The organism is Streptomyces sp. NBC_00536 (assembly GCF_036346295.1).
Taxonomy (GTDB): domain Bacteria; phylum Actinomycetota; class Actinomycetes; order Streptomycetales; family Streptomycetaceae; genus Streptomyces.
Map to the genome: position 1 here is coordinate 739,788 of NZ_CP107819.1, position 14,020 is coordinate 753,807.

11 protein-coding genes are annotated in these 14,020 nt (G+C 71.1%); 3 read left to right on the forward strand and 8 right to left on the reverse strand.

The genetic code is table 11. The features are described 5' to 3' along the window. Positions 1-15 precede the first annotated feature (15 nt). From OHS33_RS03180 to OHS33_RS03190, 3 genes are all read right to left on the reverse strand, one after another. The gene (locus OHS33_RS03180) at positions 16-1,764 is read right to left on the reverse strand and encodes a sensor histidine kinase (protein ID WP_330328839.1); all 1,749 of its coding nucleotides are present in this window, start codon (positions 1,762-1,764) and stop codon (positions 16-18) included. Between the two features lie 170 nt (positions 1,765-1,934). Continuing rightward, complete coding sequence (locus tag OHS33_RS03185; RefSeq protein ID WP_330334886.1) at positions 1,935-2,792, reverse strand: universal stress protein; 858 nt, start codon at positions 2,790-2,792, stop codon at positions 1,935-1,937. Further along, on the reverse strand, positions 2,792-3,694 hold the full coding sequence (locus tag OHS33_RS03190; protein ID WP_330328840.1) for a universal stress protein: 903 nt from the start codon (positions 3,692-3,694) through the stop codon (positions 2,792-2,794). The genes OHS33_RS03185 and OHS33_RS03190 overlap by 1 nt, the downstream gene beginning before the upstream one ends. A 457-nt stretch (positions 3,695-4,151) precedes the next feature. Between OHS33_RS03190 and OHS33_RS03195 the strand changes: the two genes are divergently transcribed. Further along, positions 4,152-5,141, forward strand: coding sequence for an Acg family FMN-binding oxidoreductase (locus tag OHS33_RS03195; protein WP_443065198.1), 990 nt, complete (start codon positions 4,152-4,154; stop codon positions 5,139-5,141). A 297-nt stretch (positions 5,142-5,438) separates the two neighbouring features. Next, positions 5,439-6,629 (forward strand): IS110 family transposase, encoded by a 1,191-nt coding sequence (locus tag OHS33_RS03200; protein ID WP_330328841.1) that lies wholly within the window; start codon positions 5,439-5,441, stop codon positions 6,627-6,629. A gap of 48 nt (positions 6,630-6,677) precedes the next feature. On the opposite strand, the gene OHS33_RS03205 is transcribed toward OHS33_RS03200, so the two are convergent. The 3 genes from OHS33_RS03205 to OHS33_RS03215 all read right to left on the reverse strand — a co-directional run bounded on the left by OHS33_RS03205 (position 6,678) and on the right by OHS33_RS03215 (position 9,206). Continuing rightward, positions 6,678-7,115 carry a VOC family protein gene (locus OHS33_RS03205; protein ID WP_330328842.1) on the reverse strand — a complete coding sequence of 146 codons (438 nt, stop codon included), beginning with the start codon at positions 7,113-7,115 and terminating at the stop codon, positions 6,678-6,680. A gap of 94 nt (positions 7,116-7,209) precedes the next feature. After that, the gene (locus OHS33_RS03210) at positions 7,210-8,121 is read right to left on the reverse strand and encodes an Rv1733c family protein (protein WP_330328843.1); all 912 of its coding nucleotides are present in this window, start codon (positions 8,119-8,121) and stop codon (positions 7,210-7,212) included. Beyond that, entirely contained in the window at positions 8,118-9,206 is a 1,089-nt protein-coding gene (locus OHS33_RS03215) for a zinc-dependent alcohol dehydrogenase family protein (RefSeq protein WP_330328844.1), read from the reverse strand. The genes OHS33_RS03210 and OHS33_RS03215 overlap by 4 nt, the downstream gene beginning before the upstream one ends. A gap of 177 nt (positions 9,207-9,383) precedes the next feature. Between OHS33_RS03215 and OHS33_RS03220 the strand changes: the two genes are divergently transcribed. Continuing rightward, the gene (locus OHS33_RS03220; protein WP_330328845.1) at positions 9,384-10,817 is read left to right on the forward strand and encodes an MBL fold metallo-hydrolase; all 1,434 of its coding nucleotides are present in this window, start codon (positions 9,384-9,386) and stop codon (positions 10,815-10,817) included. Between the two features lie 319 nt (positions 10,818-11,136). Here OHS33_RS03220 and OHS33_RS03225 read toward each other — a convergent pair whose 3' ends face one another. After that, complete coding sequence (locus OHS33_RS03225; protein ID WP_330328846.1) at positions 11,137-12,609, reverse strand: non-reducing end alpha-L-arabinofuranosidase family hydrolase; 1,473 nt, start codon at positions 12,607-12,609, stop codon at positions 11,137-11,139. A gap of 234 nt (positions 12,610-12,843) precedes the next feature. After that, positions 12,844-13,902, reverse strand: coding sequence for an endo-1,4-beta-xylanase (locus OHS33_RS03230; RefSeq protein WP_330328847.1), 1,059 nt, complete (start codon positions 13,900-13,902; stop codon positions 12,844-12,846). Positions 13,903-14,020 lie beyond the last annotated feature (118 nt).

The window sequence follows — 14,020 nt, forward strand, 5'->3', positions numbered from 1 at the left end:
ACGGCGGTCGACCGGTTACCGGGACGGCTGTGGGAGGTCGTTGGTCAGCGGGATGCGCCACTCCAGTGTCGTGCCCCGCCCCTCGGGGCCGCGCGCCGCTACGGTCAGCTCACCGCCCAGCCTCTGCGCCCGTTCCTCAAGGTTGCGCAGTCCGCTGCGGCGGCCTCCCTCAGGGATGCCGACCCCGTTGTCGGTGACCACGACGCTCAGGACGCCTTCGCCCACGGCCAGCGAGATTTCGGCGCGGGTGGCCGCCGCGTGCCGGGCGACGTTGCTGAGGGCCTCCCCGATCACGGCGAGCACCTCGTCCGCCACGGGCGCGGGTACGTCGGTGTCGATCAGGCCCTGCATCCGCAGAGCGGGTGCGTAGCCCAGTACCGCGGCCGCCTCGTCCACGGTCCGGACCGCACGGAGCCGCAGCTTCGGCGCCACCCCCGGCTTCTCGCGCTCGCGGAGCCCGAAGATCGTGGAGCGGATGATCTTGATGGTGGCGTCCAGGTCGTCGATCGCGCGGACCAGCCTCTCCGAGGCCTCCGGATGGTCGACGAACCGCTGGGCGCTCTGCAGGGTCATCCCGGTGGCGAAGAGGCGCTGGATCGCCAGATCGTGCAGGTCGCGGGCGATGCGGTCGTGGTCCTCCAGCAGGCTCATCTGTTCGGCGTCGCGGCGCCGGTCGGCCAGCTCCAGGGCCAGGGCGGCCTGACCCGCGAAGCCGGGGAGCGCGGCGACCTCGAATCCGGCGAACGCCGGGCGGCCGCTCCTGCGGGCCAGCATGAGGACACCGCTGAGCTTCTCCTTGGTGCCGACCGTGACGGCCAGGGCCGGTCCGAACCCCCGCCACCGTTCCGGCTGCACCGTGATCCGCTCGTCGGTCTCGACATCCGCGACCAAGACGAGCCCTTCCTCCTCTCCGAGGGCGGCAGCGGCCAGGGTGCCCTCGCTGCTGGGCAGCACGATGCCCCGGTGCCTCTCCGCCCCGTCCCCCAGGGCCAGCGAGCCGCGCAGTTCCCCGCCCTGTCCCACGAGGTAGAAGACCCCGATGTCCGCGGCGGTGATGTCCCGGGCCCGTTCCAGCATTCCTTCGAGTACCTGGCTCTCCGGGGACCCGGAGAGCAGGGCGCTGGTGAATGCGGAGCTGGCCGCCAGCCAGCGCTCCCGCAGCCGCACCTCTTCGAACAGGCGGGCGTTCTCGATGGCGATGCCGGCCGCCACCGCGAGCGTCGAGAGGACCGTCTCGTCCTCCTGGTCGAAGTCGATGCCGCCCCGCTTCTCGGTCATGTAGAGGTTGCCGAACACCTCCTCGCGGACCCGGATGGGGACGCCGAGAAAGGAGTGCATCGGCGGGTGATGGGCGGGAAAGCCGTACGAGGCCGGGTGCTGGGAGAGTTCGGCGAGCCGCAGCGGTTCCGGGTGCCGGATGAGTTCACCGAGGATGCCGTGGCCGGACGGCAGCTCGCCGATCCGGGCGCGGAGGTCATCGCTGATGCCCACGGGAAGGAACTGGGCAAGCTTCCGGTCGTCGCCGATGACGCCGAGGGCCCCGTACTCCGCGTCGACCAGCGTCACGGCCGCTTCGACGATGCCCTGCAGGACCTGGGGAAGATCGAGTTCCCGGCCGACGGACATGACGGCTTCCAAGAGCCCGTTGACCCGGTCCCGGGTACCGCGCACCTCGTCCATGCGGGCCTGGAGCTCGTCGAGCAGTTCGTCCAGCCTCAGCCGTGGAGCCTTCGGCCCCTCGGCCGCCCGGTCTTCCCCACCCATCCGCACCTCCAGCGGGGCCCCGGCACGATCCGCACCGCGTCACTCCCACCGTAGCCCCGGGGTGCCGCGGCCGCGCAGGAGAACGCGGGCCGGGGGAAGACCCATCGGCTTCCACGGAAGGCGCGGCGCGTGCATCGGGCCGTCAGGCTTGCGACGCCGTCACCGGGTCCTCACACCACGGGGACGGTGATCACCGGGCAGTGCGCCCGGTGGAGCAGCCCGTGGACGACCGATCCGAGCCGCATCCCGGTGTAGCCGCCCCGGCCCCGACGGCCCACGACCACCGCCAGTGCGTGCTCGGCGGCAGCGGCGAGTTCCTCCACCGGGTGCCCGGTCGGCACCTCGTGCGTCACCTTGACGTCCGGGTAATTCTGCGACCATCCGGCCGTCGTTTCGGACAGCAGCCGACGCTGTGCCCGGACGGCCGCCTCCTCCTCTTGGAGGACGAAAAGCGGCGGGTGCCACACCGATACGGCACGCAGCTCGGCTCCCCTCGGTCCGGCTTCCTCGAACGCCACCGCCAGCGCCGCCTTCGAGGATTCACTGCCGTCGATGCCCACCACCAGGTACGGCGGCTGCTGCGTGATGTGCTCGGCGTCGCCCACGACGACGACCGGGCACTTCGCCTGCGCCGTGATGGGGACGACGAGGGAGCCTGCGCTGAGGAACTCCGACGTACGGCTGAGGTGACGCGATCCGAGCACGATCATCCGGGCGTTCTCCGACAGCCGGCCGATCGCCTGGGTGGGATACCCCTCGGACACATCCGCCACGGGTTCCACTTCCGGGCGGCGCTCCCTGCACCAGGCGACAGCCGCCGTCAGGGTCTGCTCCGCGGCTTGGCGCGGGGCGCTGCCGCCCGGGGTGCCGTCGACGCGCTGCGCGTCGTGCTCCGGGGGGACCGCGACGACGAGCCGCAGCCCGAGACGGCGTCTCCAGGACTCGTCCACCGCCCAGGCCAGGGGCAGCCGCCAGTCCCTGGCCGGATCCACGCCGACGACGATCTCGTGGTGCTCGCGCGTGTCCATCACGCATCACTCCCGTGCCCGTGCCGGTGGCGCGGAACGAGCAGGACGGGGCACTGCGCGTGGTGGACGAGGCCGTGCGTCGCCCGCCCGAGCGTGGGGCCGAGGTAGCTGGGCGACCGCCGCCCTCCCATCACCAGCAGGTCCGAGTGGCGCGAAGCCTCGACCAGGACCCCTGCCACGGAGACGCTCTTCTCCGCGTCCGCCTGCACGGTCAGGGCGGGGAACTCCTCGCGGATCCGGTCCGCCACCGCGGTCAGGTGATGGACGTGCTCGCCCACGATCTCCTCCACGTCGTCGAGCAGGCTCACGACGTTGCCGACGGACTGCAGGATGTTCCACACGTGGAGCAGTCTGACCGAGGCCTTGCGCAGCTCGGCCTCGCGCGCGGCGTACCGCGCGCACTCCAGGTCGTGTTCGTCCCGGACTGCTGCGAGCACCACGCCCGTTTCGGCGCTGTTCTCGATGCCCCTGACGACGATGACGGGCGTCTTCGCACCGGCCGCGACCTTCAGGCCGACGGAGCCGAGCAGGAGGGTGCCGAATCCGCCTCCGCCGCGGTTGCCGACCACGATGGTGCCGTGGAGGCCCGCGGCGTGGTGGAGGCTGGCGACGGGAGCGCCGCGGCTGAACTCGGTGTCGACCCGCAGGCCGGGAAACCGCTCCGACACGGCGGCGGCGGTGGTGTCCAGCAGGTCCCGGCCCATCTGCCGGACGCGCTCGACGCTCTCCGCCGAGACGTAGAGGGCCCTGCCGTCGGTGTCGGCCCCGTACACGATGCGCAGCGGGTGCTCACGGCGGGCGGCTTCGGCCGCCGCCCACAGCGCCGCCTGACGGGCCGGCTCGGAGCCGTCGACACCGACGACGACGGAGCCGAGTTCCGAGGTGTTCCTGGTGTCCTGCATGGTTCCTCCTCCAGAGAGCCGCACGGGTCCGGATTTCACGCTGCCACCACCCGCTTCGGCGGGGAGAGGGCCTCTCAGGTCCCTCGAGGGGGCCAAAGGTCCCCGTTGGCCTTGCGTGTCCGCGTGGATCGCCGCAGCGGGGACCTGGCGGAGGTACGCCCCCGGCACCCGGACATGGAGATCACCACCCGGTGCCTTTCCGGCAGGCCGTCCGCCGCGCCGGCCGCCGCGCCGGCCGCCGAGGCGAGCGACGCGGGCCTGCTCCCGTCGCGGTCATCGCGCACGCATGGGGCTCGCGGGGGGCCGATCGGTCCCGGGAGGGACCGACCGGCCCCTCACCAGGAACGACGTGATGGGGTCAGGCTCTGGGGAGAGCCCTCGTCATCGTCGGGCGGCGCATCCGCCGCTCCCCGTGGTCGCCCACGGGTGAGGCACTCCACCCAGGCAGGAACGTCCCGTGAACACTCAGCTCCCGGCAGCATCGGATGTCGTACCTCTCGTCGAGGACGCCGTCATGGCCCCGTCCATGCACAATGCCCAGCCCTGGAAGTTCGTCTTCCGGCCGGCCACCGGGGTGGTCGAACTCCACGGCGACCCCGGCCGGGCCATGGTCCATGCCGACCCCGACCACCGGGCTCTCCACGTCGGCTGCGCGGCCGCGTTGTTCAACCTGCGGGTGTCCGCCGCCTGGGCGGGCTGGGAGTCAGCCGTCCGCCTGTTCCCCGACAGCGGCGATCCGTGGCTCCTCGCCACGGTCGACCTCAAGCGGGCCGAAGCGCCGGACGAGCCGCTGGCCGCGCTGCGTCCGGCCGTGCGCAGGCGGCACTCCAGCCGTTTCCCCTTCACTGAAGAGGAGATCCCCGCTCCGCTGCTGGACGGCCTGCGGTCCGCCGCGCTGCTGGAAGGGTGCCGCTTGTCGGTGCCGGGTGCCTGGCACACCGAGACCGTGCTGGGTCTCATCCACGACTCCGAGCACCGTGAGGAGACGGACCCCGCCTTGCGGGAGGAGACGGCGGCGTGGACCCACTCCGGTACCCCAGGGGGGCAGACCCGGCCGGACGGCATTCCCGCCTCGGCGTTCGGCCCTCGTCAGTCCGGCCCGGGAGCCGCGGTACGCGACTTCGGCCGCTCCCGGCCCGTACCCGGCCGGGGGTGGGCGGCCTTCGAACGGCGGCCGCAGATCGCACTGCTGGGTACGTCCGGCGACGGACCCGGGGACTGGCTCCGCGCCGGCCAGGCCCTGGAACGGGTCCTGCTCCAGGCCACCGCCGACGGGCTGGTCGCCTCCATGACCTCGCAGCCGCTCGAATGGCCCGAACTGCGCTGGACGGTACGCGACCCGGCTGCCTCGATGAGCCACGTCCAGATGGTGCTCCGGCTCGGCTACGGCCCCCAGGGACCCGCCACGCCCCGACGCCCCGTGGCCGATGTCTTCGAGGTCCGATGAGCCGGCCGCGGCCCCGACCGCCGGTCTGACAATGCCGCGTCCTTGCAGTCCTGAAAGGTCTCAGTCATCCCTACGTTGTTCTGCGGGACCGGGCGAGCCCTTCGTATGGTTCTCCCACCCAGGGGCGTCGGGTGTGGCTTTCAAACTTCTGCCGCTTGTGGCTACCAACGATTGGCCGCCCGACGCCCCACGACGACTCGGCTGCCAATTAGGAATTGCGACTCGATCGCTCCGTAGGGAATCGACAGCGACGTCGTCCGTGGTACGTCCGCACAGTCCGACGCACGGAGGAACCAAGTGGCCGCCATCTGGGCCGGTATCGACGCAGGCAAGACCCACCACCACTGCGTGGTCATCGACGAGAACGGCCGCCGGCTGCTCTCGCGACGAGTCGCCAACGACGAGCCGGAGCTCCTCCAACTCCTCGCCGACGTCCTGGACCTGGGCGACGAGGTGACCTGGGGCATCGACCTGGCCGACGGCGGAGCCGCCCTGGTGATCGCAGTGCTCCTGGGCCACGGCCAGCGCGCCTTCTACATCTCCGGACGGGCCATCAACCGCGCCTCCGAGGGCTACCGCGGCGAGGGCAAGACCGACGCCAAGGACGCGGCGGTGATCGCCGACCAGACCCGCATCCGCCGCGACCTGCAGCTCCTGCGGACCAGCGACGAGGTCGCCACTGACCTCAAGATCCTCACCGCCCACCGCTCGGACCTGGTCGCCGACCGCACCCGCACCGTCAACCGCCTCCGCGCCCTCCTGACCGGCATCTTCCCCGCGCTGGACCGGGCCCTGGACCTCACCAATGCCGGGCCGCTGACGCTGCTGACCGGCTATCAGACCCCGGCCGCCCTGCGACGCCTGGGCACCAAGCGGCTGGAGAGCTGGCTGCGGAACCGCGGCGTTCGTGGCGCCGGCCAGATCGCCGAGGCTGCGCTGGAGGCCGCCGGCAGCCAGCACACGAGCGTCCCGGGCGAGAGGACGGCAGCCTGGATGGTCCACACCTTGGCCGCCCAGGTGATAGCCCTCAACCAGCAGGTAGCCGAGATGGACAAGCTCATCGCGGCCCGGTTCCGCGAGCACCGCGATGCAGAGATCCTCGCCGGCCTGCCGGGCCTGGGTCCCATCCTCGGGGCCGAGTTCCTGGCCGCCACCGGCGGGGACATGGACGCCTTCGCCACTCCCGATCGCCTCGCCGGCTTCGGTGGAGTCGCGCCCGCACCCCGTGACTCCGGCAAGATCAGCGGCAACCTCCGCCGCCCGCAACGCTACAACCGCAAGCTCCAGCGCGTCTTCTACACCTCCGCGTTGATCAGCATCCGCTGTTGCGAGGAATCGCGGCGCTTCTACGACCGCAAGCGCGCCGAGGGCAAACGCCATACCCAGGCCGTCCTCGCCCTGGCCCGGCGTCGCGTCAACGTCATCTGGGCGCTTCTGCGCGACGGACGGCGCTACGAGCCAGCTCCGCCGGCAAGGGCTGCCGCATAGGAAGGGACGCGACACGCTGCGCGCGGCCAGTTGGTCCGACCGACCCCGTCAGACCAGGCAAAACTCGTTACCTTCCGGGTCTGCCATCACCACGTGATCCGGCCTGCCCTGCAACTCGTCCTCGCGGACCACGGTCGCGCCCGCAGCGGTCAACCGCTCCACCGCCTCGACCACGCGCGGCCAGCGCACCTCCCACGGGGTTTCACGGCCGCCACCAACTTGCACGTCGATATGCAGCCGGTTCTTCGCCACCTTCGGCTCCGGCACCTTCAGGAAGGACATGGTGGGGCCCACGCCGTCCGGATCTGAGAGGTACGCCCCGTCATCCCACTCGTCCTCCGGAACCTCATGATGCGAGAACCACTCCTCCCAGCTCCCGAACCCTGCGGGCGCGGGCTTCTCCTCGTAGCCCAACGCCAGCGCCCAGAACGCGGCCAGTTTCGCCGGGTACGCGCAGTCGATCGTCAAGCTCCACTTGGTCCCCATGAGCCCTCCCCAGTCGGATGAACGGACTGTACCGCGCACCTCCGACACATCCTGCCCGCTACCTCAAGCGTGCGCCGCGGCTTGACGAACGGCATTAGGAATCGTTGGCTCCCGGTTCACTGCGCAGCCGACCGGACCAGCGCGGCTCGATGTCTTCCCATGCGCGGTCCCATGCGTTCAGGCAGTCCGCGTCGACGCAACGGAGCTTGAACCAGACGAGTCCCCCGGCGGACAGCGCGAGCAGCCCGGACACCGCGGCCCCGGCGGCGACGGCGGTGGAGACGACTTCCGCGTCGGGTCGGGGTGCGGGTGTCACCTGACCCGTGTCGTCCACCCAGAGCGTGACCGCCCCGCCCGCAGGTGTGCCGTCCGGGACGAGGATCCTGGCGGTGTGGCGGTGGGACGCGGGGTATTCCCAGGAGGCTTGCGCCATCGCCGTGCGGGTATTGCTGAAGCGGCCGGAGAGCACCCGGTCGGCCTGGTCCGTGGTCATGGCCGACACCCGGTGACGGTGCAGTGCCTCCGCCTGGGCGGTACGGGCCTCGGCGTCGCGGACGGCCGTTCCGGCCGCGACGCCGCAGACCACGGCGACGAGCAGGAAGAGCCTGAAGGCGGCGAGCCATCGGGTACGCGTACGGTCGGCGGCGCGGCGCAGTGGATTCGGACGACGGCCGCCCGGGCGTCGCCGCGGGTCCTTCTCCGAAGGGGTCTCGAACATGTGGCACCTCCGTGCCATGGCCTGGTCGGATCGCTCAGTTGAGGGCGGCGAGCTCGGCGCCGATGTGGCGGGTTCTGCGGAGCGGTCCAGCGGACCGCTGCTCAACAGCCAGACCGGACGGTGCTTGAGGGCGTCGGCATCGCGTTCGGCGCGGCGCTTGGCCGTGCGGCTCCAGTGCCCCGCGTACAGGGCCCCGCCGAGGACCACGGCGTCGTAGCCGACCTCCGTCCCGGCGGTGGGGGCTTCGGTGGGCGAGGGTCCTTGTGTGCGGCCGTTCGCGGCGGTCACGTCCTGTCGGTCTCGTGCGGGGCCGTCTCGGCGACCACGTCGTGCCGGGGGCCACCGAGTACGACCTTCAGGGCGCCGGTGTCAGCGGCGCGGGAGAATACGTCGTACGCCTCTTCCATCTGCCCCAGCTCGAAGCGGTGGGTGATCAGCTCGCTCCCGGGGAGGCGGCCGGCGGCCATCATGCGGAGCAGCATCGGGGTGGAGCTGGTGTCGACCAGGCCCGTGGTGATGGTGACGTCCTTGATCCACAGGTCTTCGAGGTGCAGGGTGGCGGGCTTGCCGTGGACGCCGATGTTGGCCACGTGGCCACCGGGGCGGACCATGCGCGTGCACATTTCGAAGGCGTCCGGGACGCCGACGGCCTCGATGACCACGTCGGCGCCGAGCCCGTCGGTGAGGTCGGTGACGAGCTGTTCCGGCTGGTCGCTCGCGCCGGCGGTCGCATCGGCGCCGAAGGCACGGGCGGCCGCCAGCCTCGACTCCGCGAGGTCGACGGCGATGATCCGGCCGGGGCTGTACAGGCCGGCGGTGGCGATGGCCGCGAGGCCGATCGGGCCCGCACCGACCACCACGACGGTGTCGCCCGGCCGGACGTTCCCGTTGAGCACGCCCACCTCGTAGGAGGTGGGGAAGATGTCGGCCAGGAGGACGGCGTCCTGGCTGGAGACGGCGCTGGGCAGCGCGTGGACGGACAGGTCGGCGAAGGGGACGCGGACGTACTCGGCCTGGGTCCCGTCGATGGTGTGGCCGAGCACCCAGCCACCGCCGCCGCGGCACTGCCCGTAGCGGCTCTCCCGGCAGTAGCGGCAACGGCCGCACGAGGAGATGCAGGAGATGAGCACCCGGTCCCCGGGGCGGACGGAGCGCACGTCGCCGCCGGTCTCCACCACGGTTCCGACGGCCTCGTGGCCCAGGATCCGGCCGGGGGTCACCTCGGGTACGTCGCCCTTGACGATGTGCAGGTCGGTGCCGCAGATGGTCACCGCGTCGACCCGGACGATCGCGTCGGCTGCATCCTTGATCGCGGGGTCCGGGACGTCCTGCCAAGCGGTCTGCCCCGGGCCGTGGAAGACGAGTGCCTTCATGGCGTCGTCCTTCTTCCTGTGTCTCGTCGGGTGGGGACAGTGCCAGGCTGGCCCGGTGGCCGCCCCGGGTACAGGGGCCGGTCGGCCCCCGGCCGGGACCTGTCGGCCCCCTCTCCGCGCCGCGTGGCGGATGCGATGGTGAAGACCGGTACCCGCCCCGAAAGGAGGGCCGCCGCCATGACCGAGACAGCCCCGATGACCGCCCCGTCGACGTCGGCCTCACGTCCCGCGCTGCTGCGCTTCCTGGGGGGCGTGCGGACCGTGACCGGCAGCAAGTTCCTGGTCGAGAGCGACCACGCCCGGATCCTCGTCGACTGCGGTCTCTTCCAGGGTTTCGCGGACCTGCGTCGTCGCAACTGGGAGAAGCTGCCCTGCGACGCCGCCGACATCCACGCCGTGGTCGTCACCCACGCCCACCTGGACCACTGCGGTTACCTGCCCCGGCTGGTCCGGCACGGCTTCCGCGGCCCCATCCTGACCAGCGCGCACACCGCCCGGCTGGCCGAGATCGTGCTCCGTGACAGCGCGAAGCTGCAGAGGGAAGCGGCAGGGCACGCCAACGAGCACGGCTGGTCGAAGCACCGGCCCGCGTCGCCGCTCTACGACGACAGCGATGTGGACCAGACCGTCAAGTTCTTCGATCCCGTCCCGATGGGCGAAGAAATCGAGATCATGGCGGGGACCAGGCTGCGGCTGCACCGCGGCGGGCACATCCTCGGATCCGCCTGGGTCCACCTCACGCTGGAGGACGGCCACACGCTCGCCACCAGCGGCGACCTCGGCCGCCCCGGGCATCCCCTGCTCCTCCCGCCGGAGCCGTTCTCGGGCGCCGACGTGCTGCTGATGGAGTCCACCTACGGGGACCGCCACCATGATCACGAGACGGCCCAGCGGGAGTTCGCCGCCGTCATCAGCCGCACCCTCGCGCGGGGAGGCACCGTGGTGATCCCGGCCTTCGCGATCGACCGCACCGAGGTGGTGCTCCATGAACTCGCCGTCCTGCGCCGCGAGGGCGTCCTGCCGCGGAACGTCCCCGTGTACGTGGACAGCCCCATGGCGCTGGCGGCCCTGGACGTCTACCGCGACGCCCTCCGGTCCCGCTCGCCCGAGCTGCGGCCGGAGGCCCTGGCCCAGGGCGAGCGGGCGATCAGCCCGGACCCCTTCCTCGCCACCCGCACCGTGCAGGAATCGATCGACATCAGCAACGCCGGAGGACCGGCCGTCATCGTCTCCTCCGCCGGCATGGCGACGGGCGGGCGCGTCCTGCACCACCTGAGCAGGGTCCTCCCCGACCCGCGCAGCGCCGTGGTGATCGTCGGGTTCGCCGCCGCCGGCACCCGGGCCCGCGATCTCGTGGACGGCGCGCGCACGCTCAAGATGTTCGGCGAGTACGTCCCCGTACGGGCCGAGGTCGCCGACGTACCGCACTTCTCCGCCCATGCCGACGCCGGCCAGATCATCGACTGGCTGCGCGGCGCCCCCGCCCCGCACACCACCTACCTCGTCCACGGCGAAGGTACCGCCTCGGAGACCCTGCGCGACCGCATCGACCGCGAGCTGGGGTGGACGGCCGTCGTGCCCAAGTCCGGGGAGGCCGTCCTGGTCCGCTGACCGGGGCCGCTGACCGGGCCGCACAGGCCCGGCGGTCAGCACCGCGAGGCGCGTCCTTCCGGACGGACCCTCGACCCGCTCGCCCCCAGGCAGCGGCTCCGCTCGCCTGTGCACACTGAGGACTACACCATGGCCTCCACCCCGTACACCGTCGCCGACGTCATGACCCCCGAGGTCGTGGCGGTCACCCTCCGGGCAACCGGCCGATTGCCGACCGGGTAGGCGACGTCAGCCCTGAGGACGTGCACCCGGGCGGGCTCGGCCTTCCGCCGGGCCCGCCACGCCGGCTCCACTCCGGAGCCGGACCGGTGTCACGTCATCAGCGCTGCAGGGTCAGCAGACCCGGCCGGTAGGGCCACAGACCGTAGTCGCCGCCGACGTTGGGGTCGCGTCCCTGGTACAGGAACTGCAGGTTGCAGGGATCGACGGTGAAGGTCTGATCGGCGCTGGTGCGGATCAGTTCGCCATGACTGATGTCGTTGGTCCACGTGGCGCCGCTGTTGGCCTTGCCGGCGAAGGGGTTGCTCTCGCTCGCGGCCTGGGGCGTCCATGAGCCGTCCAGACTGGTGGCCGTGAACGAGCGGAAGTAGCGGCCCTGCGAGCCGATCGCCTCGACGATCATGAGGTAGCGGTCCTGGCCCTGGAGCTTGTAGACCTGCGGGGCTTCGAACAGGTTGTTCGTCGTGTCGCTCATGATCACGGTCGAGTTCGAGCCGAAACTGCCCGGGAAGTTCCCGATCGGCATGCCGGCCCGGTAGATCTTGCCGTTGTCACCGGCGAAGAACAGGTACATGTTCGTCCCGTCACCGATGAGCGTCTGGTCGATGGGGCCCGTTCCGGAGCCGGCGATGCTTCCGGAGAAGAGCACCTGCGGTGATGACCAGCCGTTCGGGTTGGTGGGGTCGCTCGACGTCCGGTAGGAGAAGGCGGTCCCGCCCCACTGGTAGGAGAGCACCCAGATGTTCTTCGGCGCGAAGTAGAAGAGCGTGGGCGCGACGGTCGACGTCGACATCCCGTTCTGGCCGGCCGAGGCCATCTCCGACCAGTTGGTGAACAGGCCGAAGTTCATCGAACCCCAATTGCTCCCGGTGTCGTGCGTCGTCGCATAGACGAGCTGCTTGCCGTTGTAGGGGGCGACGGTGAAGTCCTTGAGCGAGGCCCACCCGGCCTTGGGCTGCGCCAGCGCGCCCGTCGATGTCCAGCGGTAGGTCGACGGAAGAGCGCACGGGCCGGGGTTGCCGGCGCCGACCCGGACGAGCTGCCACTGCTGGTTGGTGCCGCCCCAGTCGTCGTACTGGACGATGTTCGCGCCGTCGGCGGTGGAGCCGCCTTGTACTTCGAGGGCCTTGTTGCTGTGGCGCGCGATGAGCCTCAGGTAGCCGTCCGAGCTGTCGGCCAGCCGCCACTGCTGGTTGGTGCCGTTCACGTCGGCCCACTGGACGATCGAGGCGCCGTTGGCCGTGGACTTGCTCTGGACGTCCAGCACCTTGCCGGAGTGTCGGGACTTGATGCGGTAGTAGCCGTCGCCCGAGTCGACGAACTGCCACTGCTGCTGGTTCTGGTCGTTCCTGGTCCACTGGGTGATGCGGGCGCCGTCATTGGTCGCCAGGTTGTAGACGTCCAGGGCCTTGCCGCTGTTGCGGTTGACCAGCACGTATGAGGCGTCGGGGTCGACGGCCGTCGCCGCGCCGGCGGGCTGCACACCGAGGAAGGCGGCCAGGAGGAGCAAGGGCGCGAGGACGGCGAGCAGGCGTCGCCTCAGGTGGACCGGGGATGGTGGGCGAGACCACATCAGAAGGGCTCCTTCGGGGGGGGTGGGGTGGGGTGACCCCGACGGACCGCGGGGCGGACGCGTCAGGGGGTCGGCGGACGTTGGTCAGCGCGGTGGTGATGTCCAGGGCCCGGGAGTCGGCCCCTACGTCCACGTCGACGGCTGCCACGGTCGGGGCCCGGTGTGCCTGCGCGCGGAGGGCCGGAACGTGGCAGATGCCCGCGATCCCGCCCGTTCCGGCGATCGCCGTCCTGATCATCCGCCCAGCGCCTCCTTGATCGAGTGATAGGCGGGCTTGGGCAGCAGGTTCTCGTCGTAGGGCAGCGCCGCACCCTCGCCGGGGAAGACGGAGGGGATCCACGAGTACTTGTCCGTGTAGTCCCAGATGGTGACGCCGACGCACTTCCTGACCGCCAGACAGGCCTTGACGTAGTCGGCGTACCAGGTGGCCTGGGTGGCGAGCATCGAAGGGGTCGCGGGGAGGGCCATCCGGATGTCGAGCTCGGTGACCGCGACGTCCACCCCGAGGTCGGCGAAGCGCTGCATGTTCTGCTGGACATCGGCGGGGAAGCCGTACTGGAGCGCCAGGTGGCCCTGGATGCCGAAGCCCCCGACCGGGACGCCGTCCGCCTTCAACTGCTTGATCAGGGTGTAGTAGGCGTCGCTCTTGGGGCCGATCCCGTCGACGTTGTAGTCGTTGAGGTACAACGTGGCGTGCCGGTCGGCCTCGTGGGCCCAGCGCAGGGCGTCGGCGATGTAGCCGGGGCCGAGCGTCTTGTAGAAGAGCGATTCGCGGTAGGTGCCGTCCTCGTTGAAGGCCTCGTTGACGACGTCCCAGTGGATCACCTGGCCCTTGAAGTGCCGGACCTCCGTCTGGATGTGGTTCTTGAGGACGGCGCGCAGCTCGTCGGCGCTCCAGGTGCGCTCGGTGAGCCAGGCGGGGAGCTGGTTGTGCCAGATGAGGGTGTGACCGCGGACCTTCTGGTGATGGGCCGTGGCGAACGCGACCACCTTGTCGGCATCGGTGAAGTCGAAGACGCCGCGCTGGGGTTCGGTGGCGTACCACTTCATGGCGTTGCCGGGGGTGGTCTGGCCGAATTCGCTGCCGAGGAGCTTCAGATAGGCGGCGTCGGTGAACTCGGGGTTGTCGGTGGCGGAGCCGAAGTACTTGTGGTGCTTCGCGGCCAGTTCGCCGAGCGTCCTGGGACGGGGCCCGGCGGCTGCGGGCGCCGCGGCGAGACCGGCCGAGAGGCAGACGGCGACGGACAGGGCGGTGAGGATCCGGGACAGGGGAGCGGACTTGGGAAGGGACATGGCGGGCTGCTCCTCGGGGATGGACGAGTGCCCGGGTCGCACCGATGGGCGCGCCGGTCGAGGGGATGTGAGCGCTAACAAAATTGGGGACTCCAGTGCGGACAGACGTTTCACAGGG

Coding starts and splice junctions, on each gene's coding strand:
- OHS33_RS03215 (WP_330328844.1), bottom strand. CDS start 9,206: ATGAAGGCACTCGTCTTCCACGGCCCGGGGCAGACCGCTTGGCAGGAC.
- OHS33_RS03180 (WP_330328839.1), bottom strand. CDS start 1,764: ATGGGTGGGGAAGACCGGGCGGCCGAGGGGCCGAAGGCTCCACGGCTG.
- OHS33_RS03220 (WP_330328845.1), top strand. CDS start 9,384: ATGACCGAGACAGCCCCGATGACCGCCCCGTCGACGTCGGCCTCACGT.
- OHS33_RS03225 (WP_330328846.1), bottom strand. CDS start 12,609: ATGTGGTCTCGCCCACCATCCCCGGTCCACCTGAGGCGACGCCTGCTC.
- OHS33_RS03230 (WP_330328847.1), bottom strand. CDS start 13,902: ATGTCCCTTCCCAAGTCCGCTCCCCTGTCCCGGATCCTCACCGCCCTG.
- OHS33_RS03190 (WP_330328840.1), bottom strand. CDS start 3,694: ATGCAGGACACCAGGAACACCTCGGAACTCGGCTCCGTCGTCGTCGGT.
- OHS33_RS03205 (WP_330328842.1), bottom strand. CDS start 7,115: ATGGGGACCAAGTGGAGCTTGACGATCGACTGCGCGTACCCGGCGAAA.
- OHS33_RS03185 (WP_330334886.1), bottom strand. CDS start 2,792: ATGGACACGCGCGAGCACCACGAGATCGTCGTCGGCGTGGATCCGGCC.